Annotated in this window: 19 protein-coding genes and 4 tRNA genes; 13 read left to right on the forward strand and 10 right to left on the reverse strand. The window is 59.6% G+C overall.

The genetic code is table 11. The features are described from left to right. Positions 1-119: 119 nt before the first annotated feature. From preA to hydA, 3 genes are all read right to left on the reverse strand, one after another. Positions 120-1,394 carry an NAD-dependent dihydropyrimidine dehydrogenase subunit PreA gene (preA, locus tag AOA62_RS24225; protein ID WP_099550008.1) on the reverse strand — a complete coding sequence of 425 codons (1,275 nt, stop codon included), beginning with the start codon at positions 1,392-1,394 and terminating at the stop codon, positions 120-122. Further along, positions 1,394-2,761 (reverse strand): NAD(P)-dependent oxidoreductase, encoded by a 1,368-nt coding sequence (locus tag AOA62_RS24230; protein WP_099550009.1) that lies wholly within the window; start codon positions 2,759-2,761, stop codon positions 1,394-1,396. Before AOA62_RS24230 ends, preA begins: the two co-directional genes overlap by 1 nt. A 145-nt stretch (positions 2,762-2,906) precedes the next feature. Then, a complete protein-coding gene (hydA, locus tag AOA62_RS24235) occupies positions 2,907-4,346 on the reverse strand; it encodes a dihydropyrimidinase (RefSeq protein WP_099550010.1) in 1,440 nt (479 codons plus the stop codon). A gap of 593 nt (positions 4,347-4,939) precedes the next feature. Here hydA and AOA62_RS24240 point away from each other — a divergent pair. Further along, positions 4,940-6,427 (forward strand): NCS1 family nucleobase:cation symporter-1, encoded by a 1,488-nt coding sequence (locus AOA62_RS24240; RefSeq protein ID WP_099550011.1) that lies wholly within the window; start codon positions 4,940-4,942, stop codon positions 6,425-6,427. A 220-nt stretch (positions 6,428-6,647) separates the two neighbouring features. Then, positions 6,648-7,931: a Zn-dependent hydrolase gene (locus AOA62_RS24245; RefSeq protein WP_099550012.1), complete on the forward strand. Its 1,284-nt coding sequence runs from the start codon at positions 6,648-6,650 to the stop codon at positions 7,929-7,931. A gap of 516 nt (positions 7,932-8,447) precedes the next feature. On the opposite strand, the gene AOA62_RS24255 is transcribed toward AOA62_RS24245, so the two are convergent. Genes AOA62_RS24255 through AOA62_RS24265 form a run of 3 tightly spaced genes read right to left on the reverse strand, consistent with a single transcriptional unit; the run spans position 8,448 to position 14,227 of the window. Beyond that, positions 8,448-9,866: an efflux transporter outer membrane subunit gene (locus AOA62_RS24255; RefSeq protein WP_099550014.1), complete on the reverse strand. Its 1,419-nt coding sequence runs from the start codon at positions 9,864-9,866 to the stop codon at positions 8,448-8,450. Continuing rightward, positions 9,850-11,016 (reverse strand): efflux RND transporter periplasmic adaptor subunit, encoded by a 1,167-nt coding sequence (locus AOA62_RS24260; protein WP_099550015.1) that lies wholly within the window; start codon positions 11,014-11,016, stop codon positions 9,850-9,852. The genes AOA62_RS24255 and AOA62_RS24260 overlap by 17 nt, the downstream gene beginning before the upstream one ends. Then, positions 11,006-14,227 carry an efflux RND transporter permease subunit gene (locus AOA62_RS24265; protein ID WP_099550016.1) on the reverse strand — a complete coding sequence of 1,074 codons (3,222 nt, stop codon included), beginning with the start codon at positions 14,225-14,227 and terminating at the stop codon, positions 11,006-11,008. Before AOA62_RS24265 ends, AOA62_RS24260 begins: the two co-directional genes overlap by 11 nt. A 225-nt stretch (positions 14,228-14,452) precedes the next feature. Here AOA62_RS24265 and AOA62_RS24270 point away from each other — a divergent pair, with 225 nt between their 5' ends. Then, complete coding sequence (locus tag AOA62_RS24270; RefSeq protein WP_099550017.1) at positions 14,453-14,863, forward strand: hypothetical protein; 411 nt, start codon at positions 14,453-14,455, stop codon at positions 14,861-14,863. Here AOA62_RS24270 and AOA62_RS32090 read toward each other — a convergent pair. Beyond that, positions 14,860-15,021 (reverse strand): hypothetical protein, encoded by a 162-nt coding sequence (locus AOA62_RS32090; protein ID WP_017136458.1) that lies wholly within the window; start codon positions 15,019-15,021, stop codon positions 14,860-14,862. The genes AOA62_RS24270 and AOA62_RS32090 overlap by 4 nt on opposite strands. A 197-nt stretch (positions 15,022-15,218) precedes the next feature. On the opposite strand from AOA62_RS32090, the gene AOA62_RS24275 reads away from it, so the two are divergent. Continuing rightward, complete coding sequence (locus AOA62_RS24275; RefSeq protein WP_017136459.1) at positions 15,219-15,881, forward strand: peptidase C39 family protein; 663 nt, start codon at positions 15,219-15,221, stop codon at positions 15,879-15,881. A 111-nt stretch (positions 15,882-15,992) separates the two neighbouring features. On the opposite strand, the gene pbpG is transcribed toward AOA62_RS24275, so the two are convergent. Further along, positions 15,993-16,916 carry a D-alanyl-D-alanine endopeptidase gene (gene pbpG, locus AOA62_RS24280; protein WP_017136460.1) on the reverse strand — a complete coding sequence of 308 codons (924 nt, stop codon included), beginning with the start codon at positions 16,914-16,916 and terminating at the stop codon, positions 15,993-15,995. A gap of 208 nt (positions 16,917-17,124) precedes the next feature. Beyond that, positions 17,125-17,979 carry a bifunctional methylenetetrahydrofolate dehydrogenase/methenyltetrahydrofolate cyclohydrolase FolD gene (gene folD, locus AOA62_RS24285; RefSeq protein ID WP_017136461.1) on the reverse strand — a complete coding sequence of 285 codons (855 nt, stop codon included), beginning with the start codon at positions 17,977-17,979 and terminating at the stop codon, positions 17,125-17,127. A 276-nt stretch (positions 17,980-18,255) separates the two neighbouring features. Here folD and AOA62_RS24290 point away from each other — a divergent pair. The 5 genes from AOA62_RS24290 to AOA62_RS24310 all read left to right on the forward strand — a co-directional run bounded on the left by AOA62_RS24290 (position 18,256) and on the right by AOA62_RS24310 (position 19,495). Then, a tRNA-Arg gene (locus AOA62_RS24290) sits at positions 18,256-18,332 on the forward strand. 32 nt (positions 18,333-18,364) lie between these two features. Then, a tRNA-His gene (locus tag AOA62_RS24295) sits at positions 18,365-18,440 on the forward strand. Positions 18,441-18,496: 56 nt separating this feature from the next. Further along, positions 18,497-18,581: transfer RNA gene (locus AOA62_RS24300), tRNA-Leu, on the forward strand. Positions 18,582-18,657: 76 nt separating this feature from the next. Then, a tRNA-His gene (locus AOA62_RS24305) sits at positions 18,658-18,733 on the forward strand. Between the two features lie 168 nt (positions 18,734-18,901). Next, positions 18,902-19,495 (forward strand): RNA polymerase sigma factor, encoded by a 594-nt coding sequence (locus tag AOA62_RS24310; RefSeq protein ID WP_099550018.1) that lies wholly within the window; start codon positions 18,902-18,904, stop codon positions 19,493-19,495. Positions 19,496-19,497: 2 nt separating this feature from the next. Here the strand turns inward: AOA62_RS24310 and AOA62_RS24315 are convergent, their stop codons facing one another. Beyond that, positions 19,498-19,758: a hypothetical protein gene (locus AOA62_RS24315; protein WP_032865532.1), complete on the reverse strand. Its 261-nt coding sequence runs from the start codon at positions 19,756-19,758 to the stop codon at positions 19,498-19,500. A gap of 224 nt (positions 19,759-19,982) precedes the next feature. Between AOA62_RS24315 and tig the strand changes: the two genes are divergently transcribed. The 4 genes from tig (at position 19,983) to lon (ending at position 26,012) form a co-directional block, all read left to right on the forward strand. Then, the gene (gene tig / locus AOA62_RS24320; RefSeq protein ID WP_017136463.1) at positions 19,983-21,293 is read left to right on the forward strand and encodes a trigger factor; all 1,311 of its coding nucleotides are present in this window, start codon (positions 19,983-19,985) and stop codon (positions 21,291-21,293) included. A gap of 91 nt (positions 21,294-21,384) precedes the next feature. Further along, positions 21,385-22,020, forward strand: coding sequence for an ATP-dependent Clp endopeptidase proteolytic subunit ClpP (gene clpP / locus AOA62_RS24325; protein ID WP_003174822.1), 636 nt, complete (start codon positions 21,385-21,387; stop codon positions 22,018-22,020). Between the two features lie 112 nt (positions 22,021-22,132). Next, entirely contained in the window at positions 22,133-23,416 is a 1,284-nt protein-coding gene (clpX, locus tag AOA62_RS24330; RefSeq protein ID WP_017136464.1) for an ATP-dependent Clp protease ATP-binding subunit ClpX, read from the forward strand. Between the two features lie 199 nt (positions 23,417-23,615). Then, positions 23,616-26,012 carry an endopeptidase La gene (gene lon, locus AOA62_RS24335; RefSeq protein WP_099550019.1) on the forward strand — a complete coding sequence of 799 codons (2,397 nt, stop codon included), beginning with the start codon at positions 23,616-23,618 and terminating at the stop codon, positions 26,010-26,012. Positions 26,013-26,150 lie beyond the last annotated feature (138 nt).

Below are 26,150 nucleotides of genomic sequence, written 5' to 3' on the forward strand. Positions count from 1 at the left end.
CGTTCCCACGCTCTGCGTGGGAATGCCTCACTGGACGCTCTGCGTCCGCTCTTGGGACGCGGAGCGTCCCTGGCTGCATTCCCACGCGGAGCGTGGGAACGATCATTTCAAAAGGTAACTTACACAGCCTCGCGGTAAGGGTTACGCGGATCCTGCGTCCAGTTCAAAAACGGCTTGCCCGTTTCTATCGGCACCATCTCGATGCAATCGGCCACCGGGCAAGTGATCTGGCACAAATTGCAGCCAACACACTCATCATCAATCACCTCGTATTTGTGCGTGCCGTCCGCCTGCTTCAAGCTGGCAATCGCCTGGTGTGACGTGTCCTCGCAGGCAATATGGCAACGCCCGCAGCCGATACACGCCTGCTGATCGATCTTGGCAATTACCTGATAGTTGATGTCCAGGTACTTCCAATCCGTGGTATTGCCCACCGCCCGCCCGGAAAACGCCTGCAGGCTGGCGTAACCCTGGCTGTCCATCCACCGCGACAGCCCGTCCTTCATCTCTTCCACAATCCGAAACCCATGCAGCATCGCCGCCGTGCACACCTGCACCGCGCCGCAGCCCAGGGCGACAAATTCCGCCGCGTCGCGCCAGTTGCCAATGCCGCCGATGCCGCAGATCGGCAGCCCTTGGGTCTGCGGGTCGCGGGCGATTTCGGCGACCATGTTCAACGCAATCGGCTTGACCGCCGAGCCGCAATAACCGCCATGGGTACTTTGCGTGCCGACCACCGGCAGGGCGACCATGCGCTCCAGGTCCACACTGGTGATGGAGTTGATGGTGTTGATCAGCGACACCGCATCCGCGCCGCCGCGATACGCCGCGCGTGCCGCCACGCGGATGTCGGTGATGTTCGGCGTGAGCTTGACGATCACCGGCAGCGAGCAGTAGGTCTTGCACCAGCGCGTCACCTGTTCTACATACTCCGGCACCTGGCCAACCGCTGCGCCCATGCCGCGCTCGGGCATGCCGTGGGGGCAGCCGAAGTTCAGCTCGATACCATCGCAGCCGGTGGCCTCCACCAACGGCAGGATGTTTTTCCAGGATTCTTCAACACACGGCACCATCAGCGACACGATCAGGGCGCGGTCGGGCCAATCCTTTTTCACCTGGGTGATTTCCTTGAGATTGATCTCCAGGGAGCGGTCGGTGATCAACTCGATATTGTTGATGCCCAGTACCTCGCGGTTGGCGCCATAGTGCGCCGAGTAACGGGAAGATACGTTGACCGCCGCCGGGTCTTCACCGAGGGTTTTCCACACCACGCCGCCCCAGCCGGCTTCGAAGGCGCGGACCACGTTGTAGGCCTTGTCGGTGGGCGGCGCGGAGGCCAGCCAGAACGGGTTGGGGGCTTTGATACCGGCAAATACAATCGAGAGATCGGCCATTACGCAGCCTCCACGTTCAGCATGAGTTGGGCGTGCATGGCTTCGGCGGCCAGCTTGCCGTGTTGCACCGCCTGCACGGTGAGGTCCTGGCCGAGGCTGACGCAATCGCCACCGGCATAGACGCCTGGAATGCTGGTTTGCAGCTGTTCGTCGACGAAGATGCGTTCGCCCACGCGGTGCAGTTGCTGAGCCAACGGGTCGTGCAGCGCCTCGTTGTCAAAACCCTGGCCGATGGCTTTGAAGATCGCGTCGCAGGCCAGTTCAAAGGTCTCGCCAGTGGGGAGCAGGCGACCGTTCTCCATGTGCGTGCGCAAAAAACGCATGCCGCGCACACGGCCTTGATCATCCAGCAACACTTCATCCGGTTGAGCCCAGGTCAGCAGCCGTACCTGATTGGCCTTGGCAATCTCTTGTTCATGGTGAGTGGCGCCCATGTCGGCCAAGCCACGGCGGTACACCAGGTTGACATCGCGGGCGCCCAGGCGGGCCATTTGCACGGCCATGTCGATGGCGGTATTGCCGGCGCCGAGCACGATGCAGCGGTCGGCCAAGGGCAGTTGACTGAGGTCATCGGCCTGGCGCAGTTCGCGGATATAGTCGGTGGCGGCGAGCAGGCCGGGCGCGTCTTCATGGGGCAAGCCCAGCTGTTTGCTGGCGGCGAGGCCCAGGCCCAAAAATACCGAATCGAATTGCTGGTGCAGTTCACTCAACGTCAGGTTGCTACCCAGGCGCTGGCCGTGACGGATCTCGATGCCGCCGATCTGCAGGAGGAAATCCAGCTCCTTCTGGGCGAAGTCATCCACCAGCTTGTATTTGGCGATCCCGTATTCGTTCAGGCCGCCAGCTTTTTCCCGTGCTTCGAAAATCACCACGTCATGGCCATGCAGGGCCGCGCGGTGTGCGCAAGCCAGGCCCGCAGGCCCGGCGCCGACCACGGCGATGCGTTTGCCGGTCGGTGCAGCGCGCTGGAACGGGTGTTCGCGAAAGTGCGCGTTGTCGATGGCGTAGCGTTGCAACAGGCCGATCAGCACCGGCGCGCATTCTTCGGCGTTATTACGCACGCAGGCTTGCTGGCACAGAATCTCGGTGGGGCACACGCGGGCGCAGCTGCCGCCGAGGATGTTGGCTGAGAGGATTTTCTGCGCGGCGCCCTGCACGTTCTCGGTGTGGATATTGCGGATGAACGACGGGATGTCGATTTCGCTGGGGCACGCATTCACGCAAGGCGCGTCGTAGCAATACAGGCATCGCGAGGCTTCCAGTTGCGCCTGGCGGGCGTTGAGGGGCGGCGCCAGGTCGGTGAAGTGGCTGGCGAGTGTCGGCCCATCTTCATGGGGATGGGGGAGGTGGGTCAGGGTCTGGATCACGGTTTTGGCCTCACGGTTTTTTTGGGATTGCCTCTGGCGGGCATTTTTGTTGCCTGTACCGGCCTCATCGCAGGCAAGCCAGCTCCCACATTTGAATGTGTTCGCACATCAACATGTGGGAGCTGGCTTGCCTGCGATAGCGGTCTCAGCGCTTTACAGCAGTGGGCCTGGAATGCTCAGCCCGCTTGCTCAACTGCTCAAACACTGCCGGGTACGCCGGCCGTTCCACATACCGCCCGGCACCGCGCTCGGCGCGCAAATCACCATCGGCCCATACCAGCTTGCCCTGGCTGATGGTGTGGCTCGGCACGCCGCGCACGGTCTTGCCTTCGAAGATGTTGAAGTCGACTTTCTGATGGTGGGTCTTGGCCGAAATCGTGCGCGTGCCCTCGGGGTCCCACAGCACCAGGTCTGCATCGGCACCCACGCGGATCGCGCCTTTGCGCGGGTAGATATTGAAGATCTTCGCGGTGTTGGTCGATGTCAGCGCGACGAACTCCTGCATCGACAACCGCCCGGTGTTCACGCCCTCGTGCCACAGCAGTGCCATGCGGTCTTCGATACCGGCGGTGCCGTTGGGGATCTTGCTGAAGTCATCACGGCCGGCAGCTTTTTGCTCGGCGCAGAAGCAGCAGTGGTCGGTGGCGGTGGTGTGCAGGTTGCCGGACTGCAAGCCGTGCCAGAGTGCTTCCTGATGCCCTCGCGGGCGGAACGGCGGGCTCATCACATAGCCTGCGGCGGTTTGCCAGTCGGGGTGCTGGTACACGCTGTCATCCAGCAGCAAGTGCCCGGCGAGCACTTCGCCGTAGACCGGCTGGCCTTTGCCACGGGCGTAGGTGATTTCATCCAGTGCCTCCTGGGTCGACACATGCACCAGGTACAACGGCGTGCCGATGGTCTCGGCGATGCGAATGGCGCGGCTGGCGGCCTCACCTTCCACCTGGGACGGACGCGACAGTGGATGCGCTTCCGGCCCGGTAATGCCCTGGGCCACCAACTTGCGTTGCAGGTGATACACCAGTTCACCGTTCTCTGCGTGCACCGTCGGCACCGCGCCCAGTTCCAGGCAGCGTTCGAAGCTGGCGACCAAGGTGTCATCCGCCGCCATGATTGCGTTCTTGTAGGCCATGAAGTGCTTGAAGCTGTTGATGCCATGGTGGCTGACCAACTCGGCCATCTCCTCGCGCACCTGCTCGCTCCACCAGGTGATCGCCACGTGAAAACCGTAGTCGGAGGCGGATTTTTCCGCCCAGCCGCGCCACTGGTGAAAGGCCTCCATCAGTGATTGCTGCGGGTTGGGAATCACAAAGTCGATGATCGAGGTGGTGCCACCTGCCAGACCCGCCGCCGTGCCACTGAAAAAGTCTTCACTGGCCACAGTGCCCATGAAGGGCAGTTGCATGTGCGTATGCGGGTCGATGCCGCCGGGCATCAAGTATTGGCCACTACCATCGAGTGTTTCAGTGCCGGCGGGAACGTCCAGATTCGTGCCAATAGCGCGAATTAGACCGTCTGCGCATAACACATCGGCGCGGTAACTTTCATCATGGGTAATAACGGTGGCGCCACGGATCAACAGCGACATGTCGAGTTCCTCACAGGCTTGACCGGCTTGTGCCAGTTCTAAGTGTTGTAATGCTGCTTGCCGATGCAGGGTTTAATCCTGTCATCGGTGACAGGAATAGAAACTAGCCCGAGTTTTTCGAATGGGCAAGAAGATTTTTTATAAGCATATATCGTTATTAATTTATTGATTTGTAAGGATAAAAACTAAAAGTCACCAAAATGTAGCGCCCCTTCACCATTTTGACGCACTTGACAGGTTCTTGAATTGAGCAACATTTCTTATTGCAAATCAGGCGCTTGAGACATGCCGCTTGACGGCGTGGGTAAATAAAAATAATTGTGTTGCACCAGATTGAGTCCTGACAGTTCGGGCAACTTTCGCGTTATTTAGCCTGAGTAAGGCGACAAGTACCCAGGGCACAATCGGAAAGCTGATAAACATCAGCGAGTTATATAAGCGGTGCGGGTTCAGATGCGGTTGTCGGCACGGATTTTGAGTGCAGTGGCGGCTGGCCGAGCCCGTGATGTCATGTTGTTTACGAGGTACTCCGGCCATCCGGCGCCACGCGCTGGATGAGCAACAATAATTTTAAAAAAAACCGTGGAGCGGCCATGCAACAGAACAGATCGCAAGTCATTGAACGCAACGGCCTGTATGAACTCGACGCCGGCCCCGACGTCCTCGACAGCCCACGCTACAACCACGACATGGCACCGACCAAGGTGCATGAACGCACCTGGAACAAGTGGCACATCACTGCGCTGTGGGTCGGTATGTCGATCTGCGTGCCGACCTACACCCTGGGCGGGGTGCTCACCGCCTATTTCGGGCTGTCGGTGGGCGAGGCGCTGATCGCGATTTTGCTCGCCAACATCGTGGTGCTGATCCCGCTGACCCTTAACGCTTTCCCGGGTACCAAGTACGGCATTCCGTTTCCGGTGCTGTTGCGTTCGTCCTTCGGCATCCTCGGCTCCAACGTGCCGTGCCTGATTCGCGCGCTGGTGGCCTGTGGCTGGTTTGGCATCCAGACGATGTTCGGCGGGCTGGCGATTCACCTGTTCCTGGGCTCGATTTTCGAAGGCTGGAAGTCCCTTGGTGGCACCGGTGAAGTGATCGGCTTCATGATTTTCTGGACCCTGAACCTGTGGGTGGTGCTGCGCGGCGCCGAGTCGATCAAGCGCCTGGAAACCTTGTCGGCGCCGCTACTGGTGGCGGTGGGAATAGGCTTGCTGGTGTGGGCGATGCCGAATGTGTCGCTGAGTGAACTGATGGCGATTCCACCCAAGCGCCCCGAAGGCGCAAGCCTCACCGGTTACTTCATGGCCGGGCTGACAGCCATGGTCGGGTTCTGGGCCACCTTGTCGCTGAACATTCCCGACTTCAGCCGCTACGCCAAAAGCCAGAAGGACCAGATTCTCGGGCAGATTTTCGGCCTGCCGCTGACCATGTTCCTGTTCGCCGCCCTCGGCGTGATCATGACCGCGGCGTCGGTGAAGCTGGTGGGTGTCAGCGTCTCCGATCCCGTCACCCTGATCGGGCACATTCAGAGTCCGGTGTGGGTGGCCATCGCCATGGCGCTGATCATCATCGCCACCTTGTCCACCAACACAGCCGCGAACATCGTCTCGCCCACCAACGACTTCCAGAACATCGCGCCCAAGCTGATCAACCGCACCACGGCGGTGATTCTTACCGGCCTGGTCGGGCTCGCGTTGATGGCCCACGAACTGCTGAAAAAACTCGGGCTGATCGTCTCGAATGTGAGCCTGGAAACCGTGTATTCCAACTGGTTGCTGGGCTACTCCAGCCTGCTCGGCCCGATCGCCGGGATCATGGTGGTGGACTATTTCATCACGCGCAAACAGCAGTTGGACCTGGCCGGTTTGTACCGCGATGACGTGTACCCGGCGTGGAACTGGAGCGGCTTTGTTGCCTTCGGCGTGCCGGTGGTGCTGACCTTGCTGTCGCTGAGCAGTGATGCGTTCAGCTGGTTTTACAGCTACGGCTGGTTCACCGGCTCGGCGTTGGGTGGGGTGCTGTATTACGGCCTGAATGCCAAGCGTGGCATCAGACCGGTCGCCGCCAAATCACCTGTGTAAATGCGGTCACTGTGGGAGCTGGCTTGTCGAGTCGTCGCACCGCTGCGATTGCATCACCACGGTTCGGCGGGAATACCGAGTCGCCTGTATCGCAGGCAAGCCAGCTCCCACACAAGCCAGCTCCCACACAAGCCAGCTCCCACACAAGCCAGCTCCCACACAAGCTCGGTTCACATTGGATCGAGTTAAATCATAAGAAACACAGCCTGAGGAGATCCCCATGAACGCTGCCCTGGACGTTCTGCAATCGACCCATCAGCACATCAACCGCGACCGCCTGTGGCAGTCGCTGATGGACCTGGCCAAACTTGGCGCCACGCCCAAGGGCGGTGTTTGTCGCCTGGCCCTTACCGATCTCGACCGCAAGGCCCGCGACCTGTTTGTGCAGTGGTGTGAAGACGCGGGTTGCACCGTGACCATCGATGGCATCGGCAATATTTTCGCCCGGCGCCCTGGCCGCAATCCCAACCTTCCACCGGTGATGACCGGCAGCCATATCGACACCCAGCCTACGGGCGGCAAGTTCGACGGCTGCTTCGGCGTGCTGGCGGGCGTGGAAGTGCTGCGCACCCTCAATGACCTCAAGATCGAAACCGAAGCGCCGCTGGAAGTGGTGGTGTGGACCAACGAAGAAGGCTCACGCTTCCCGCCGTGCATGATGGGCTCGGGCGTGTTTGCCGAGAAATTCACTTTGGCCGATACCTTGGCCAAGGTTGATGTGGATGGCGTCAGCGTGGGCGATGCGTTGAATGCGATTGGCTATGCGGGCACGCGTGCTGTCAGTGGACACAAGGTGGGCGCGTATTTCGAAGCGCATATCGAGCAAGGCCCGATTCTGGAGGACGAGAAGAAAACCATCGGCGTGGTGCTGGGGGCATTGGGGCAGAAGTGGTTCGACCTGAAACTGCGCGGTGTTGAGGCGCATGCGGGGCCGACGCCGATGCACCTGCGCAAGGATGCTTTGGTGGGTGCGGCCGCCGTGGTGGCGGCGGTGAATGCCGCGGCGTTGGGGTATCAACCGCATGCGTGCGGCACTGTCGGTTGCCTGCAAGCCTATCCAGGTTCACGCAATGTGATCCCCGGTGAAGTGCGCATGACGTTGGACTTCCGTCACCTGGAACCGGCGCGGCTGGATTCGATGATTGCGCAGGTGCGCAAGGTGATCGATGAGACCTGTGCCAAGCATGGGCTGACGTTCGAGCTGGAACCCACTGCTGACTTCCCGCCGTTGTACTTCGACAAAGGCTGCGTGGACGCGGTGCGCGATGCGGCGAACGGGTTGGGTTTGTCGAACATGGATATCGTCAGCGGGGCAGGGCACGACGCGATCTTTGTCGCTGAACTGGGCCCGGCGGGGATGATCTTCGTGCCATGTGAAGGAGGCATCAGCCATAACGAAATCGAGAATGCCGCGCCGGATGATTTGGCGGCAGGGTGTGCGGTGTTGCTGCGGGCGATGGTGGCGGCGTCGGCGGCGATTGCCAGTGGGAAGCTTGCTGCCTGATAGGGGGCTATCGCAGTACAGGTATCTAAGCAACTTCTGTTGAATACAAAGTCTGTGGCAAGCGGGCTGTTGTGGCAGCTTTAAAAAGGTGGGTAGATACCTATGCTCATCGCAGGCAAGCCAGCTCCCACCTTTAGTCCCAGCTGTGCTTTGCAGATCGTTCCCACGCTCTGCGTGGGAATGCCGCTCTGGACGCTCTGCGTCCGCCCTTAAAGTTGTGACGCGGAGCGTCACCGGCTGCATACCCACGCGGAGCGTGGGGACGATCTACAGGGAGTCTCTAAGCAACTTCTGTTGAATACAAAGTCTGTGGCAAGCGGGCTGTTGTGGCGAGCAGGCTTGCCCTGCGTTGGGCTGCGCAGCAGCCCCAAAAAACAGACGCAGAGTTGCAGATCGTTCCCACGCTCTGCGTGGGAATGCCGCTCTGGACGCTCTGCGTCCGCCCTTAAAGTCGTGACGCGGAGCGTCACCGGCTGCATGCCCACGCGGAGCGTGGGGACGATCTACAGGGGAGTGTCAGGCGCCGGGTTGCCAGCCACCGCCGAGGGCCGTGACTAACCCTACACTCGCCTGCAATTGCCGCGTTTGCACCGCCTGCAAGGTCCGCTGCGCCTGCAACGCTGCCGTTTGCGCGGTCACCACATCCAGATAGCTCACGGCCCCGGCCTGATAGCTGTTCATCGCCAATGCCTGCGTATGCTGCGCCGCATCCGCTGCCGCTTGCTCATCCTGGGCTTCCTGCTGCAGGTCCCGCAATTGCGCCAGGTTATCTTCCACCTCACGCACCGCTTTGAGCACATGGCTACGGTACTGCGCCGACGCCTCTTCAAACTCGGCCTTGGCCTGCCGTTCATTGGCGCTCAGCCGCCCACCATCAAAGATCGGCAGATTCACCAACGGCCCCAGCGCCCAGTAGCGGTTGCCGGCAGACAGCAGGTTGCCAACCCCTTGGGTCTGCCCACCGATTAACCCGGTGAGACTGAAATCCGGATACCACGCAGCCTTGGCCACGCCAATATTGGCATTGGCCGCGAACACCCGCCGTTCCGCCGCCGCAATGTCCGGACGACGTTGCAGCAGGTGGCTCGGCAGTTGCGATGGGATGCCCGGCAGGGCAATCAATTGCCGGCTTGGCGGCAACGTGAAGTTGCTGGCTGCCACCCCCACCAATTCACCAATGGCGTGCTCGGTGAGGTTGCGTTGCCCGCGCACTTCATCCAGCTGGGCTTTGGCTTCGGCCAGTTGGTTTTGCGCACGGGTCAGGTCGAGTTCGGAAGCAATCTGGCCTTCGTATCGGCTGCGGGTCAGTTGCAGCGCCTGGCTGAAATCCTCCAGCGAGCTATTGAGGATCCGACTCTGTGCATCCAGCCCATTGAGCTGCACATACAGGGTCGCCAATTGATGCTGCAGGCTCAGGCGCGCCACTGCCAGGTCATCCCCGGAGGCTTGTGCCTGGGCGTCGCCCGCTGCGACCTGGTTGCGGATCTTGCCCCACAGGTCCAGGTCGTAGCTCAGCGAAAACGCTGCGGTATTGCTGTTGTACACCGATGGCTGCGTATCGCCACGCAGCGGCCGCGAATCCGATTGCCGCTGGCGCAATGGCTGCGCGCTGGCGGTGATTTGCGGGAACAGCCCGGCATGCAATTGGCTGGCATACGCCTGGGACGCATCAAAGTGAGCCAGCGCCGCCGCCAGGTCCGGGTTGGCGTTGAGCAGTTGCTGTTGCAGGTCATTGAGGTGCGGGTCGTTGTAGAGCTTCCACCATTCGGGTGCCAGTTGGTCGGACGGTTGTGCGCTGTGCCACGGGCCATCGCTGGTCTGTTCGCGGTAGCCGGCCGGCAGGTCAACGGCGGGCACCTTGTAGGTGGGCGCCATCGAGCAACCCTGCAAGGCCAATAGTACCAACACCGCTAGGGGGTTAAACCTTGCGCGCATGCGCACCTCCGGCTTGGGCAAGCTCTACCGGGTCGCCTTCGCGCAGGGCGTCGGGAGGGTTGTCGACCACGCGGTCGGCGGGTTTGAGGCCTTGGTCGATCACCAGGCGTTCGCCCAGGTCCAGGCCGATGTGGATGTCTTGCAGGTGCACATGGTTCTGCGCGTCCAGCACCGCCACTTGGGTGCCTTGGGCGCGGAAGATCAAGGCGCTGGCCGGGATGCTCACGCCGTGGGTGTCGGCCGGAATCGGCAGCGTGGCTTCGGCGTAGTCACCGGGCAGCAACTCGCCGTTGGGGTTGTCGGCGACGAACTGCGCAAGCAGGGTGCCGGAACGGCGGTCGATGGCGGTGGAGTCGCCGATCAGGCGCGCCTTGAAGTGCTCGCCAGGGTGCTCGGGTACGGTCAGCTCGGCCTCAAGCCCAGGGTGGATCACCGACGCGTAGTTCTGCGGCACCGGCACATACAGACGCAGTTGGTGAGTGTCGGCGATGTTGAACAGTTCCGGGTCGCTGTCGGTGTCGGCCTTGATCAACTGGCCGATATCGGTGTTGCGCGCGGTGATGGTGCCGGCGAACGGAGCGCGGATGGTCTTGTAGCTTTCCAGCGCCGACAGCCGCGCATAGTCGGCAGCGGCGGCCTCGGCGTTGGCTTTGGCGGCAGCGGCGTTGGAGGTTTTTTCATCCGCCTCCTGACGCGACACCGAATGGCTGGCGAGCAGGTTCTGCCAGCGTGTGGCGGTGGTTGCGGCCAGGCGTGCGTTGGCCTGTTCCTGGAGCAGGCGCGCGTGGGTTTGCGCCAGTTGCTGGTCGAGGTCCGGGCTGTCGATTTCAGCGAGGATTTGCCCGGCTTTCACCTGGCTGCCGATGTCGACTTTCCAGTCCTTCAAGTAACCGCTCACCCGCGCATGGATCGGCGCCTTGCTCCAGGCGTCGAGGTGCGCGGGCAGGCGCAGGGTATCGCCGGCCGCGTTCTGCTTGGGCTGGAACACCATCACCTGAGGGATGGCGGCGGTTTCGGTCCAGGCCGTAACCGCCTCTTCGTGGGTGGTGCGGGCGTGCAGGCCGTTGGCGACCAACAGGGCGGCCAAGGTGAGGCCGCCGACACCCAGGAGCATCAGACGCTTGCGCGAGGGTTTGTGATCAGACGACATGTGAAGTTTCTCCAGCAGCTGCGCGAGTAGGGTGACGACCGTGGACCAGGCTGAAGACCACGGGTACAAACAACAATGTGGCGATGGTGGCGAAGATCAAGCCACCGATAACGGCGCGGCCGAGTGGGGCGTTCTGCTCCTCGGAAATCGCCAGCGGCAACATGCCGATGATCATCGCCAGGGCGGTCATGCACACCGGGCGGAAGCGCGTGTAACCGGCTTCCATGGCCGCCTTCAGCGCGTCGCCATGTTCGGCCAGGCGTTCACGGCAGAAGCTCACCACCAGGATCGAGTTGGCGGTAGCCACGCCCATACAGAGGATGGCGCCGGTGAGTGCCGGCACCGACAGCGAGGTGCCGCTGAGGAACAGCATCCACACAATCCCCGCCAGTGCGGCCGGCAGTGCAGTGATGATCACAAACGGGTCAGCCCACGACTGGAAGTTGACCACGATCAGCAGGTAGATCAGCACCACGGCGCCGAGCAAGCCGAAGCTCAACCCGCTGAACGCTTCATGCAGCGCATCGATCTGCCCGTGCAGGCTGATCACCGCGCCTTTGGGGCGCATGGAGGCGGTGTCATCCAGCACTTTTTGCACGTCACGGGCCACGCCGCCGAGGTCGCGGCCTTGCACGTTGGCGTACAGGTCCAGGGTCGGCTCGATGTTGTAGTGGGTCACCACCGCCGGGCTTTGCACGCGAGAGATGCTCGCCACGCCGCCGAGGATTTGCGATTGCCCATCGGCACCGGTCACCGGCAAGGCTTCCAGTGACGGCAGGCTGTCGAGGCGGTATTGCGGGGTGGCGGCGACGATGGAGTACGACACGCCGTTGGCCGGGTTAAGCCAGAACGTCGGCGCCACCTGTGAGCTGCCCGCCAGCGAGGCAACCATGCTGTTGGTCACGTCACGCTCGGTGATGCCCAGGCCATTGGCACGCATACGGTCGACGTTCACTTGCAACGACGGGTAGCCGGTGGACTGCTGGATGCGCAGGTCGGCAATGCCCGGAATATGTTGCAGGCGGCGCTCCAGTTCGATGGCGTAGGCGCGGTTTTGCGCATCGCTGCGCCCGGAGATTTTCACGTCCAGCGGCGCCGGGGCACCGAAGTTGAGAATCTGGCTGCTGATGTCGGCAGGCAGGAACGCAAAGTGGCTGCCGGGGAAGCTTTGCGGCAAGGCTTCACGCAGTTTTTTCACGTAGTCGGCGGTCGGCGCGTGGTCCTTTTTCAAGCTGACCTGGATGTCGCCGTCCTGCGGGCCGATGGTGCCGCTGCTGCTGTAGGCCATGTCGATGCCGCTGAGCGGGATGCCGATGTTGTCGACGATGGTGTCGAGTTGCTCGGCCGGGATCACTTCGCGAATCCGCGCTTCAATGCGGTCGAACGCCGCCGCGCTTTCTTCAATACGCGTGCCCAATGGCAGGCGCACATGCAGGGCAAGCGCTCCGGCGTCGGTGGCCGGGAAGAAGTCCTGGCCCAGGCTCGGCAACAGCAGGAACGAGGCCAGCACGCAGGCCAGGAAACCGACGATAAAGCGCTTGCGTGCGCCCAGCGCCAGGGTCAGCAGGCCGTGGTAGGTGTCACGGATATTCGAGAAATGGCGTTCGAAACCCTGCTGGAAGTTCAGCACCGATTGCAGCACACGGTTGCGCGGTTTCTTGTGCTGTTCACCTTCGTGATGGTTGATGAACTCATCTTCTGGGTGATGCCCAGGCCCTTGCTCCGGCGCGTGCGGCTTGAGCAGAAACATCGCCAGGGTCGGCACCAGGGTCCGCGAAAGAATGAACGAGCTGGCCATGGCGAAAATCACCGCCAGCGCCATCGGCCGGAACAGGTAACCGGCGATGCCTTGCAGCAGGAACATCGGCACAAACACGATGCAGATACACAGCAGCGACACAAACGCCGGGCCGACGATCTGCGCGGCGCCGTCGAGGATCGCGGTCTTCACCGCCTTGCCTTGTTCCAGGTGCCAGTTGATGTTTTCGATGGTCACCGTGGCATCGTCCACCAGAATCCCCACCGCCAATGCGAGCCCGCCGAGCGTCATCACGTTGAGGGTTTGCCCGGTGGCCGCCAGCAATGCAATGGCCGACAACACCGCCAACGGAATCGAGGCGGCGATGATCAAGGTGGAGCGCCAGCTGCCGAGGAACAGCAGGATCATCGCACTGGTCAGCAGCGCCGCGATGATGCCTTCCTGGGCCACGCTACCCACCGATTGTTTGACGAACACCGAGGCGTCGCCCAGCAGTGAGGTCTTCAGCGACGGTGGTAGGGTTTCATTGATGCGCGGCAGCATCTGGCGGATGCCGTCGATGATCGACAGAGTAGAGATACTGCCGTTTTTCAACGCTGGCATCAGCACCGCGCGGTGGCCGTCGACGCGCACGATGTTGGTCTGCGGCGGCGAGCCGTCACGCACGTGGGCCACTTGGCCGATGGTGATGATTGCGCCGTCGACCGTCTTGATCGGCAGGTCGTTGAGCTCATCAATCGCCTTGGGGCTGTTGTTGAGCAGGATCGTGTATTCGTTGGGGCCGAGTTTGGCGGTACCCACTGGAATGATCTGGTTTTGCAGCGCCAGGGCGTTGCCCACGTCCTGTGCCGACAAGCCTTTGGCGGCCAGCGCCTGCGGGTCGAGGTCGAGGGTGATCTGGCGTTGCTTGCCACCCATTGGCGTGGGCATGGCCAGGCCGGGCAGGGCGCTCAAGGGCAGGCGGATATTGTTCTGTACCAGGTCGCGGATCTTGGCTTCCGAGAGGCTGGGGCTGGAAAACGCCAGTTGCAGGATCGGCACCGTGGAGGCGCTGTAGTTGAGGATCAGCGGCGGCGTGATGCCCGGTGGCATCTGCTTGAGCACGGTCTGTGACACGGCCGTGACTTGGGCGTTGGCGGTGCGGATATCCACACCCGGTTGGAAGAAGATTTTGACGATGCCCATGCCGGGCAGCGATTGCGATTCGATGTGTTCGATGTCGTTGACAGTGGTGCTCAAGGAGCGTTCGTAGGTGTAGATCACCCGACCGGCCATGGCGTCCGGCGACAGGCCGTTGTACTGCCAAACCACAGCGACGACGGGGATGCCGATATCGGGAAAAACATCCGTGGGGGTTCGCAGGGCCGCCATCGGCCCGATGATGCAGATGAATATGGCCAACACGATAAACGTGTAGGGCTTTTGCAGTGCGGTCTTTACCAGCCCGAGCATGCGTGAACCTCCGAGGGAGCAGGATTGCAAACCCCGGCAGTCTTGCCCGACCCACCTAACACGCACCTTTCAGCCAGGTGAAGGAACATTTAGTTAACGGCTGAAGATCGTTTCATATGTATTCATTTGTTCTACATAGGGCAGCTCTCCAAGCTTGTAACCCATCGGCGGCGATACATTTGAATCGCCTTCAACGTTTTTACTGATGCCCTTTGGAGCCCTGCCATGTCATTCAAACCTCTATTGTTGATCCCCGCGCTTGGTGTTGTTTTGTTGTTGTCAGCCTGCGCCGGCCCCATCCCTAAAGCTGACCCGAGCGAGGCATGGATTGGTCTGAAGGAAGAAGCGCCAAATGACCTGATGGCCGAGCGCGTCGACGGCCACCGCGTGGATGACGGTCGCTATTTTGAAGTGACGCCGGGGGACCATCGTTTGGATGTGACACTGTTTGAAGAAGAGCCGGGCGACGACAACCAGCAAGACTGCCAGGGCCGGGTCGAGTACAAGAACTTCAAGGCGGGTGAGCACTACACGCTGGTGGAATCCAGCCTGGGCACTACCGTGCGTGCCGTGCTCAAAGACGGTCGCGGCAAGGAGGTTGCAGCGACTCAGGACTTTAATTGCATGCCTGGCTAGGCGTGATGCACCGCGGCCTTGTGCGGCTTGGCGGGTGCAGCCGGTGTGACATGGGGGTGGTGATGCCGACGCGTTACGCGCATCACGCCCCACAGCATGGCGGCGGCTACTGACAGCCAACCGCAGACCAACAGGAAAATCGTTGTTGCAAGGCTCATTCTGGCCTCCTTTCGCCCCGCTGGGGGCACACACAGTCTTCTCAATGGACAGTCTAGCCAGCTGACGGTTGCGTGCTATTGACCAATGGTCGAATCGGTCCAACTTGTTGGCTATATCAGCAGCCTGTCGCTACTCCCTAAACGCGATTGGGCTATGATCTGGGCCCTTACCGGCCGTTGATCAAGAGAGTAAAAAATTGCGCTTACGCTCGAACGTTAAAACCTCCTTGCTGCTGGCGTGCGCCCTCGGGCTGGCGGCGTGTTCCGGGCACCCGTCGAAACTGGCGGGGTTGCCGGAGCGCGTTGAACTCACGGGAGTGCCGGCTTATCGCAGCGAGGCCTATCAGAGCGGTCCTTCAGCTTTAGCCAGCATGCTGTCGCAACAAGGCATTGTCATGACACCCGGCTTGCTGGACAAACCGCTGCACTTACCGGGTGGCGAGGCGAACCTTGAGCGCAATATGCAGGTGCTGGCGCGTGAATACGGGCTGATGGTGTACCCGCTGGACAGCCAGCTGACGGCCGTGCTGGCGCAAGTGGCGGCGGGTTACCCGGTGATGGCGCGGATCAACCCGAGCATGTGGTCGGGCACGCGTTATGTTGTGGTGGTGGGGTTCAATCAGCAGAAAAGCACCGTGCTGCTGCGCTCGGGCATGGACCGACGGCTGTTGATGAGCTTCAGTAATTTTGAGTCGGCGTGGAAGAGCGCGGGGCACTGGGCGATTTTGACCCAGCGCCCGAGCCAGTTGCCGGCGAATGTGGATGTGCAGCGCTGGCGTGATTCTGCCAATGCCACGGCGCAGGCCGGGCAGGAGCAGGCGGCGGCGCAGGCGCTCAAGGTGCTGGCGGAAAGAAAGTAAAAACGCTGAAGGCTATAGCCTGTGGGAGCTGGCTTGCCTGCGATGCAGGCAACTCGGTTTATCTGTTGCACCGCGTTGATGCTATCGCAGGCAAGCCAGCTCCCACATTATTCAGCGGCGTACTTCAGCCGCGTTCGGGCGATTCTTCAGGTTCTTGTCGGCCTTGTAGCGCAAGGCCACGTCCGGCACCGAACCGCCGCGCCCGGTTTCGACCCAGTTGCGGATACGCGTGGCATCGGCAAAGTGGGTGAACTTGCCGAACGCATCAAGGATCACCAGCGATACCGGGCGGTTGCCCATGCTGGTCACCAGCACCAGGCAGTGGCCGGCCTGGTTGGTGAAGCCGGTCTTGGTCAGCTTGATATCCCAGTTGGCGCGGTTGATCAGGTGATCGGTGTTGGAGAAACCCAAGGTGTAGTTGGGCTTGCGGAACGCCACGGTCTTTTCCTTGGTGGTGCTCAGTTGGCTCAGCATCGGGTATTTACGCGCGGCGGCCAGCAGCTTGCTCAGGTCGCGGGCGGTGGACACGTTGTGAATCGACAGGCCGGTGGGCTCCACGTAGTGCGTGCTGGTCATGCCCAGTGCCTTGGCCTTGGCGTTCATCGCTGCAATAAACGCCGGGTAGCCGCCCGGGTAGTGGTGGGCCAGGCTGGCGGCGGCGCGGTTTTCCGAGGACATCAGGGCGATCAGCAGCATTTCCTTGCGCGGCATTTCGCTGCCGATTTTCACCCGGGAGAACACGCCTTTCATTTCTGGCGTGTCCTTGATGTTGATGTCGATGTACTCATCCATGTTCTGTTTGGCTTCGAGCACGATCAGGCCGGTCATCAGCTTGCTGACGGAGGCAATTGGCACCACCACGTCGGGGTTGCTGGAATAGATGACTTTGTTGGTCTGCAGGTCGACCAGGATGGCGCTGCCGGAAGCAATCTGCAGTTTTGAAGTATCACGCGGGGCGAGGGTGGTTTCGCTGGCGTGCGCGAAGGTGCCTGTAAATGCAAAAAATAGGCTGACAAGAGAGAGACGAATTTTCACGCGGGTGAACTCGCTAAAAAAGTAAGGAAAATGCCGTTAGAGAACGGTTTTTTGATAAATGCCGTTACATTTTAGGAGTATGGACGAAGAACTGTCGAATGTTCTTCTAGATCCAGACGAAAGTGCTTAAAAACTAAGAAAAAAGGGTTTTTAGCCATTCAATAAAAAGCCCTGCGATAAGGCAGGGCTTTTTCAGTACGGCAGGTTATTAGCCGTGCAGGCTTTCTGCGGCATACAGGGTGTTTTCCAGCAGGCACGCACGGGTCATCGGGCCGACACCGCCGGGTACCGGGGTGATCCAGCCGGCACGGGGCAGGGCGGTTTCGTACACCACGTCGCCGACCAGCTTGCCGTCGTCCTGACGGTTGATGCCCACATCGATCACGATCGCGCCTTCCTTGATCCACTCGCCCTTGACCAGGCCCGGTTTGCCCGCGGCAACCACCACCAGGTCGGCACGGCCAACGTGGCCGGCGAGGTCTTTGGTGAAACGGTGGGTGACAGTCACGGTGCAGCCGGCCAGCAGCAGCTCCATGGCCATCGGGCGGCCAACAATGTTGGAGGCACCAACGACTACGGCATCCAGACCGTACAGATCGACGCCGGTGCTCTCCAGCAGGGTCATGATGCCCTTCGGGGTGCAGGGGCGCAGCAGCGGGATGCGTTGGGCCAGGCGGCCGACGTTATAGGGGTGGAAGCCGTCGACGTCTTTGTCCGGGCGGATGCGCTCCAACAGTTTGGAGGCGTCCAGGTGCTCGGGCAGCGGCAGTTGCAGCAGGATACCGTCAATGGCCGGGTCGTCGTTGAGGCCGTCGATCAGGTCGGTAAGCGCCTGCTGGGTGGTCTCGGAAGGCAAGTCGTAGGCCTTGGAAATAAAGCCGACCTCTTCACAGTCTTTACGCTTGTGCGAGACATAAACCTGAGAGGCAGGATCGCTGCCGACCAGGATCACCGCGAGGCCAGGCGTGCGCAGACCTTGCAGGCGGCGCTCGGTGACTCGTTTGGCGATCTGCTGGCGCAGGCTGGCGGCGATTGATTTGCCGTCGATAAGTTGTGCAGTCATTACGCGTGATTAACCATCGAGAGGGGGAAGAAAAGTGCGCGCATTCTCGCACGCCATGACGTGAGGGCAAAGGCGCTTGGTCTGCAAATTGCCCTAACCCCTTAAATAAAATCAGTTTTTTTCAAAAAAGATTTGACGGGTATCAAGGCCGTCTATACTATTCGTCGCACTTGTCGGGCACAGCCTAGCACTGGTTAAGAAGGTCGAGCAGATAGAGCTGTTCTGCAAGGCTGGAAGCACTTAGTTTGTAATCTTCAACGAGTACAGATTAATAAGGCGCCCGTAGCTCAGCTGGATAGAGCATCCGCCTTCTAAGCGGATGGTCGCAGGTTCGAGTCCTGCCGGGTGCGCCATTAGGCAGCTTTGGCACAAGTAGCGCTATATGGTGGGCGTAGCTCAGTTGGTAGAGCACGGGATTGTGACTCCCGTTGTCGAGGGTTCGATCCCCTTCGTCCACCCCATATTTAGAAAGGCGCCAGATTAATCATCTGGCGCCTTTGCTTTAAGAGTTTCAAGCGCGGATGTGGTGGAATTGGTAGACACACTGGATTTAGGTTCCAGCGCCGCGAGGCGTAAGAGTTCGAGTCTCTTCATCCGCACCAATTAAGCGTCACCCAGCCATCAGGCAGGGTGAGGCCAGACAAGGAAGGTGTTCGAGTTCCTTGTTGAAGCAATATGGTGGGCGTAGCTCAGTTGGTAGAGCACGGGATTGTGACTCCCGTTGTCGAGGGTTCGATCCCCTTCGTCCACCCCATATTTTAAAAAGCGCCAGATCAATGATCTGGCGCTTTTTTTTGCATCCAAAAAATGCCCTGCCGCGTATGTACTGACGAGGATGGCCGTGGATGGGCCTGGATCCTCATCCGCTGCTACGTGGAGGGTCTGAAAAATGTTGGCACAACAGCAGGATCAAAGTCAGGGAATGGCGGTTGGTGAGGCGCATTTGCTCGGGCGCCTGCTGTTGGGAGAGCAATCGGCCTATTGCGACCTGGTTAAAACCCATCAGGGCGCCATGCGTGCGGTGGCTTCGGCGATCGCCGGGCATCGGCATGTCGATGATGTGGTGCAGGATGCCTGGTTGGCGATTGTGCGCGGGCTGAGTGGTTTTCAGGGGCGCTCCAGCCTCAAGACCTGGGTGCTGACGATTACGGCCAATAAAGCCAAGGGCCGCTATGGTCGGAGTCGGCGCGAAGTGTTTTTCGATGACTCGCAGGGTCAGGAGCGCTTTTGCGCCGCCAGTGGCCAGTGGCTGTCGGCACCGGCGGGCTGGCATGAAGATACGCCCGAGGCGCTGGTCAGTGAAGACGAACTGCGCGCCTGTATCGAGCGCGCGTTGCAGGAACTGTCGACGCTTCAGAGCGCTGCGCTTGTGCTGCGTGAGCGGGTAGGGCTTGAGCTTGAGGAGATTGCCGAGTTGCTGGGCGTCAGTCTGTGCAATGCGCGGGTGCTGCTGCACCGGGCGCGCAGTCGGGTTTTTGCCGCCATCGACCGGCATCAGGCCTGTGGCGTTGATTGACGTCAAGAAAAAACAAGCATTCTCAATGCCTTGGCGTTAGAATCGTTGCCGGTTTTGAGCGTGTAGAACTGATCCGCGGCTATATAAGGGTCGGTACAGCTATTTAATAGCGAATAACGGCGCAGTACCTGAAAAAGGGCTGTGCCGTTTTTGTTTGAGTGTTTTGAGTTTCCAGGGTAGGGCGTTTCATCGTATTTGTGTTTCTCGATGCTGCTGCCACACCCTTCGACCTTGCTTGCAGGGTCGCTCGCCGGGGTGTGCATCCAGCCTCTTCTATATATAGAAGGGCTGGCGCTAGAGCCCTGGCGAGATGCGCTGTATTTGCTAACGGGATGAGGTGCATGCGTGCACTTGAACCTATAAATGGCCTGCTGTTTTTCCACCCGTTTTCAGTAGGGTGACTTCTTGAGTTTGACCCACTAGAATGCATGCCCTTGATTCTGGGGTCGGAAACGGCCGGCTAACGTCTGTGCAACGAGGAATATCCATGCAAGTTTCTGTTGAAAATACTACTGCCATCGAGCGCCGCCTGAGCATCACCGTGCCGGCAGAGCGTATTGAGACTGCGGTCAACAAGCGTCTGCAGCAGACTGCCCAAAAGGCCAAGATCGCTGGTTTCCGTCCAGGCAAAGTGCCAATGAGCGAAATCAAGCGTCGTTTTGGTGCCGATGCGCGTCAGGAAGCTGTTGGTGACGTGATCCAGGCTTCCTTCTACGAAGCCGTTGTCGAGCACAAACTGAACCCAGCGGGTTCGCCTTCGATCGAGCCTAAGTCCCTGGAAGCCGGTAAAGACCTGGAATACGTTGCCGTATTCGAAGTGTTCCCGGAATTCACCGTTGCCGGTTTCGAAGACATCGCCGTTGAGCGCCTGAGCGCTGACGTGGCAGATGCCGACCTGGACAACATGCTGGAAATCCTGCGCAAGCAGAACACCCGTTTTGAAGTGGCCGACCGTGCCGCCCAGAACGAAGACCAGCTGAACATCGATTTCGTTGGCAAGGTTGACGGCGAAGCATTCGCTGGCGGCTCCGCCAAGGGTACCCAGCTGGTGCTGGGTTCCAACCGCATGATCCCGGGCTTCGAAGACGGCCTGGTTGGCGCCAAGGCCGGTGAAGAGCGCGTTCTGAACCTGACTTTCCCTGCTGACTACCAGAACCTGGACCTGGCCGGCAAAGCCGCCGAGTTCACCGTGACCGTCAACAGTGTTTCCGAGCCTAAGCTGCCTGAGCTGAACGAAGAATTCTTCGCCCAGTTCGGTATCAAGGAAACCGGCATCGACGGCTTCCGTACCGAAGTTCGCAAGAACATGGAGCGTGAGCTGCGTCAGGCCATCAAGTCCAAGGTCAAGAACCAGGTGATGGATGGTCTGCTGGCCGCCAACCCGATCGAAGTGCCGAAGGCCCTGCTGTCCAACGAAGTGGATCGCCTGCGCGTTCAAGCGGTTCAGCAGTTCGGTGGCAACATCAAGCCTGACCAGCTGCCGGCCGAGCTGTTCGAAGAGCAAGCCAAGCGCCGCGTTGTGCTGGGTCTGGTCGTGGCTGAAGTGGTCAAGCAATTCGACCTCAAGCCTGACGAAGATCGCGTTCGCGAAATGATCCAGGAAATGGCTTCGGCCTACCAGGAGCCTGAGCAGGTCGTGGCTTGGTACTACAAGAACGACCAGCAACTGAACGAAGTACGTTCGGTTGTGCTGGAAGAACAAGTTGTGGATACTGTTCTGCAGAAGGCTAAGGTGACCGACAAAGCGGTCTCTTACGAAGAAGCAGTCAAACCGGCGGAAGCAGCACAAGCCGACTGATTGTCCAACTCGTTCGAAATATAACCATAAGCCAGCCTCGCGCTGGCTTATGCGTTTTCAAGACATGACTATTTGGGAGTAACTGCAGAGCATGTTCCGTAATTCCTATATTCAGCAGAACTCTGATATCCAGGCCGCTGGCGGCTTGGTCCCGATGGTTGTCGAGCAATCTGCTCGTGGCGAACGCGCCTATGACATCTACTCGCGCCTGCTCAAGGAGCGAGTGATTTTTCTGGTCGGCCCGGTAGAGGACTACATGGCCAACCTGATCTGCGCGCAACTGCTGTTCCTTGAAGCGGAAAACCCGGACAAGGACATCCATCTTTACATCAACTCCCCGGGCGGCTCGGTTACTGCAGGCATGTCGATCTACGACACCATGCAGTTCATCAAGCCAAACGTGTCGACCACGTGCATCGGCCAGGCCTGCAGCATGGGCGCTTTCCTGCTGACCGCAGGTGCCGAGGGCAAGCGTTACTGCCTGCCGAACTCGCGCGTGATGATTCACCAGCCGTTGGGCGGTTTCCAGGGCCAGGCATCGGACATCGAAATCCACGCCAAGGAAATCCTGTTTATTCGTGAGCGTCTGAACACGCTGATGGCCAAACACAGCGGGCACACCCTGGAAGAAATCGAGCGTGATACCAACCGCGACAATTTCATGAGCGCTGAAGCTGCTCGTGAATACGGGTTGATCGACGCAGTGATCGAAAAGCGCCCCGCTTAATATAAGCACCTCAAAATAAGGCTGGTCGGCATGTCCGACCACCGGCGGGCTTGAAAAAGCCCGCATAAGCCTTCATCTTGTGTTGCAAGCCTATCGGATTTGGATCGAACGAATGACTGACACCCGCAACGGCGAGGACAACGGCAAGCTGCTCTATTGCTCCTTCTGCGGCAAAAGCCAGCATGAAGTACGCAAATTGATTGCCGGCCCCTCGGTGTTTATCTGCGACGAGTGCGTCGACCTGTGCAATGACATCATCCGCGAGGAGGTGCAGGAAGCCCAGGCCGAGAGCAGCGCGCATAAATTGCCTTCGCCTAAAGAAATCAGCGGCATCCTTGATCAGTATGTGATTGGTCAAGAGCGTGCAAAAAAGGTTTTGGCGGTAGCGGTGTACAACCACTACAAGCGCTTGAACCAGCGTGACAAGAAAGGCGACGAAGTCGAACTCGGCAAGAGCAACATCTTGCTGATCGGTCCTACAGGCTCGGGTAAAACCCTGCTTGCAGAAACCCTCGCTCGTCTGCTGAACGTTCCATTCACCATCGCCGACGCCACCACCCTCACCGAGGCTGGCTACGTGGGTGAAGATGTCGAGAACATCATTCAGAAGCTGCTGCAAAAGTGCGACTACGACGTAGAGAAGGCCCAGATGGGTATTGTCTACATCGACGAAATCGACAAGATTTCGCGCAAGTCCGACAACCCGTCGATCACTCGGGACGTTTCCGGTGAAGGCGTGCAGCAAGCCCTGTTGAAACTGATCGAAGGCACGGTTGCTTCCGTACCGCCACAAGGCGGCCGCAAGCACCCGCAGCAGGAATTCCTTCAGGTTGATACGCGCAACATCCTGTTCATCTGTGGCGGTGCTTTCTCGGGGCTGGAAAAGGTTATTCAGCAACGTTCCACCCGTGGCGGCATTGGTTTCGGTGCAGAAGTGCGCAGCAAGGAAGAAGGCAAGAAGGTGGGCGAGTCCCTGCGTGAAGTCGAGCCTGACGATCTGGTCAAGTTCGGTCTGATCCCGGAATTCGTTGGCCGTCTGCCGGTCCTGGCCACGTTGGACGAGCTGGATGAGGCTGCTCTGATTCAGATCCTCACCGAGCCGAAAAACGCCCTGACCAAGCAATACGCCAAGCTGTTCGAGATGGAAGGTGTAGACCTCGAGTTCCGTACCGACGCGCTCAAATCAGTGGCCAAGCGGGCACTGGAGCGCAAGACCGGTGCACGTGGCCTGCGTTCGATCCTCGAAGGCGTGTTGCTCGACACCATGTACGAAATCCCCTCGCAATCCGAGGTGAGCAAGGTGGTGATCGACGAAAGCGTTATCGAAGGCAAATCCAAGCCACTGTATATCTACGAAAACAGTGAGCCGGCTGCCAAGGCTGCACCTGACGCGTAAGCGTCAAGCCGTCGCAGTACAAGCAAGGGCCTTTCGAGGCCCTTTCTTTTTATGTGGCGGTTTTTCGGGGCGGTTTGTGTTTTGCGGTTAAATTCGCGTTTATTCATGCGTTTAACTGCTGGCATTGAGCTTGTTTTTTTTGCGTACAGCCCCCATCTTGGTTTCAAGCTAATTTTTCAACTGTCATAGAGGCGAAATCATGAAGACAACCATTGAATTGCCTCTCCTGCCGTTGCGTGATGTCGTCGTCTATCCGCACATGGTTATCCCGCTGTTCGTGGGGCGCGAGAAGTCTATCGAAGCCCTCGAGGCTGCGATGACGGGCGACAAGCAGATCCTGCTGTTGGCCCAGAAGAATCCTGCTGATGATGATCCAGGCGAAGATGCCCTGTATCGGGTCGGTACCGTTGCGACTGTTCTGCAATTGCTCAAGTTGCCCGATGGCACCGTCAAGGTGCTGGTCGAAGGCGAGCAGCGTGGTGCGGTCGAGCGCTTCATGGAGGTGGACGGTCACCTGCGCGCCGAAGTGGCGCTGATCGACGAAGTCGAAGCCCCTGAGCGCGAATCCGAAGTGTTTGTGCGCAGCCTGCTCTCGCAGTTCGAGCAGTATGTGCAACTGGGCAAGAAAGTCCCGGCTGAAGTGCTGTCGTCCCTCAACAGCATCGATGAGCCAAGCCGCCTGGTCGACACCATGGCCGCGCACATGGCGCTCAAGATCGAGCAGAAGCAGGACATCCTCGAAATCATCGACCTGCCGGCCCGTGTTGAACACGTGCTGGCGCTGCTGGATGGTGAAATCGACCTGCTGCAGGTTGAGAAGCGCATCCGTGGTCGCGTGAAGAAACAAATGGAGCGCAGCCAGCGCGAGTACTACCTGAATGAGCAGATGAAGGCCATTCAGAAAGAACTCGGCGACAGCGAAGAAGGCCACAACGAAGTCGAAGAGCTGAAAAAGCGCATCGACGCCGCCGGCCTGCCTAAAGAAGCCCTGACCAAGGCCATGGCTGAGCTGAACAAGCTCAAGCAAATGTCGCCAATGTCGGCCGAAGCCACCGTGGTGCGTTCCTACATCGACTGGCTGGTGCAGGTGCCGTGGAAAGCTCAGACCAAAGTGCGCCTGGACCTGGCCCGTGCCGAAGAGATCCTTGACGCCGACCACTACGGCCTCGAAGAAGTCAAAGAACGCATCCTCGAATACCTCGCCGTGCAAAAGCGCGTGAAGAAAATTCGTGGCCCGGTGTTGTGCCTGGTCGGCCCTCCGGGTGTAGGTAAAACTTCCCTGGCCGAGTCGATTGCCAGTGCCACCAACCGTAAATTTGTGCGCATGGCCCTTGGCGGTGTGCGTGATGAAGCGGAAATTCGTGGCCATCGCCGTACGTACATCGGTTCGATGCCAGGAAGATTGATTCAAAAGATGACGAAGGTGGGTGTGCGCAACCCGCTGTTCCTGCTCGATGAAATCGACAAAATGGGCAGCGACATGCGTGGCGATCCGGCCTCGGCGTTGCTCGAAGTGCTCGACCCCGAGCAGAACCACAATTTCAACGACCATTACCTGGAAGTCGACTACGACTTGTCCGACGTAATGTTCCTGTGCACCTCCAACTCCATGAACATCCCGCCAGCCCTGCTGGACCGGATGGAGGTGATTCGTCTGCCGGGTTACACCGAAGACGAGAAGATCAACATCGCCGTCAAATACCTCGCGCCCAAGCAGATTTCGGCCAATGGCCTGAAAAAAGGCGAGATCGAATTTGACGTCGAAGCGATCCGCGACATCGTGCGTTACTACACCCGCGAAGCCGGTGTGCGTGGCCTTGAGCGTCAGATTGCGAAGATCTGCCGCAAAGCGGTCAAGGAGCACTCGCTGGAAAAACGCTTCTCGGTGAAGGTAGTTGCCGATTCCCTGGAGCACTTCCTGGGCGTGAAGAAGTTCCGTTACGGCCTGGCTGAGCAGCAGGATCAGGTAGGGCAGGTGACGGGCCTGGCGTGGACCCAGGTGGGCGGCGAACTGCTGACCATCGAAGCGGCGGTTATCCCGGGCAAAGGCCAGCTTATCAAGACCGGTTCGTTGGGTGATGTGATGGTCGAATCGATCACCGCCGCGCAGACCGTGGTGCGCAGCCGCGCCAAGAGCCTGGGGATCCCCCTGGACTTCCACGAGAAGCACGACACCCACATCCACATGCCGGAAGGGGCGACCCCCAAAGACGGCCCTAGCGCCGGTGTAGGCATGTGCACGGCACTGGTGTCGGCACTGACTGGCATTCCTGTGCGTGCCGATGTGGCGATGACCGGGGAAATTACCCTGCGGGGTCAGGTATTGGCCATCGGTGGTCTGAAAGAGAAATTGCTCGCTGCACACCGAGGCGGTATCAAGACCGTGATCATTCCGGAAGAGAATGTTCGCGACTTGAAGGAAATTCCTGACAATATCAAGCAGGATCTTCAGATTAAACCGGTTAAATGGATTGACGAGGTCCTGCAAATTGCGTTGCAATACGCGCCGGAGCCCTTGCCGGATGTGGCTCCGGAGATTGTCGCGAAGGACGAAAAACGCGAGTCCGATTCCAAGGAAAGAATTAGCACGCATTAATGCGAATGAGCCTGGGGGCTTCCTTGACAGCTTTTTAGAGCCCTTGTTATAAAGCGGCTCTTAAGTGTCTGTAGGCCATTCAGCACTGGTTTTTGCTTTCACCAAAAAACTTAGAATCATACTCAATAGATATATAAG

It is taken from the genome of Pseudomonas sp. 2995-3 (genome assembly GCF_002742565.1).
Lineage (GTDB): Bacteria > Pseudomonadota > Gammaproteobacteria > Pseudomonadales > Pseudomonadaceae > Aquipseudomonas > Aquipseudomonas edaphica.

What these genes read in the sequence shown, in the direction of transcription:
- AOA62_RS24315 (WP_032865532.1), bottom strand. Translation starts at nt 19,758, where the DNA reads ATGCACACCCCGGCGAGCGACCCTGCAAGCAAGGTCGAAGGGTGTGGC.
- AOA62_RS24260 (WP_099550015.1), bottom strand. Translation starts at nt 11,016, where the DNA reads ATGTCGTCTGATCACAAACCCTCGCGCAAGCGTCTGATGCTCCTGGGT.
- AOA62_RS24245 (WP_099550012.1), top strand. Translation starts at nt 6,648, where the DNA reads ATGAACGCTGCCCTGGACGTTCTGCAATCGACCCATCAGCACATCAAC.
- AOA62_RS24240 (WP_099550011.1), top strand. Translation starts at nt 4,940, where the DNA reads ATGCAACAGAACAGATCGCAAGTCATTGAACGCAACGGCCTGTATGAA.
- lon (WP_099550019.1), top strand. Translation starts at nt 23,616, where the DNA reads ATGAAGACAACCATTGAATTGCCTCTCCTGCCGTTGCGTGATGTCGTC.
- clpX (WP_017136464.1), top strand. Translation starts at nt 22,133, where the DNA reads ATGACTGACACCCGCAACGGCGAGGACAACGGCAAGCTGCTCTATTGC.
- tig (WP_017136463.1), top strand. Translation starts at nt 19,983, where the DNA reads ATGCAAGTTTCTGTTGAAAATACTACTGCCATCGAGCGCCGCCTGAGC.
- AOA62_RS24270 (WP_099550017.1), top strand. Translation starts at nt 14,453, where the DNA reads ATGTCATTCAAACCTCTATTGTTGATCCCCGCGCTTGGTGTTGTTTTG.
- preA (WP_099550008.1), bottom strand. Translation starts at nt 1,394, where the DNA reads ATGGCCGATCTCTCGATTGTATTTGCCGGTATCAAAGCCCCCAACCCG.
- AOA62_RS24265 (WP_099550016.1), bottom strand. Translation starts at nt 14,227, where the DNA reads ATGCTCGGGCTGGTAAAGACCGCACTGCAAAAGCCCTACACGTTTATC.
- AOA62_RS24310 (WP_099550018.1), top strand. Translation starts at nt 18,902, where the DNA reads ATGGCGGTTGGTGAGGCGCATTTGCTCGGGCGCCTGCTGTTGGGAGAG.
- AOA62_RS32090 (WP_017136458.1), bottom strand. Translation starts at nt 15,021, where the DNA reads ATGAGCCTTGCAACAACGATTTTCCTGTTGGTCTGCGGTTGGCTGTCA.
- clpP (WP_003174822.1), top strand. Translation starts at nt 21,385, where the DNA reads ATGTTCCGTAATTCCTATATTCAGCAGAACTCTGATATCCAGGCCGCT.
- folD (WP_017136461.1), bottom strand. Translation starts at nt 17,979, where the DNA reads ATGACTGCACAACTTATCGACGGCAAATCAATCGCCGCCAGCCTGCGC.
- hydA (WP_099550010.1), bottom strand. Translation starts at nt 4,346, where the DNA reads ATGTCGCTGTTGATCCGTGGCGCCACCGTTATTACCCATGATGAAAGT.
- AOA62_RS24255 (WP_099550014.1), bottom strand. Translation starts at nt 9,866, where the DNA reads ATGCGCGCAAGGTTTAACCCCCTAGCGGTGTTGGTACTATTGGCCTTG.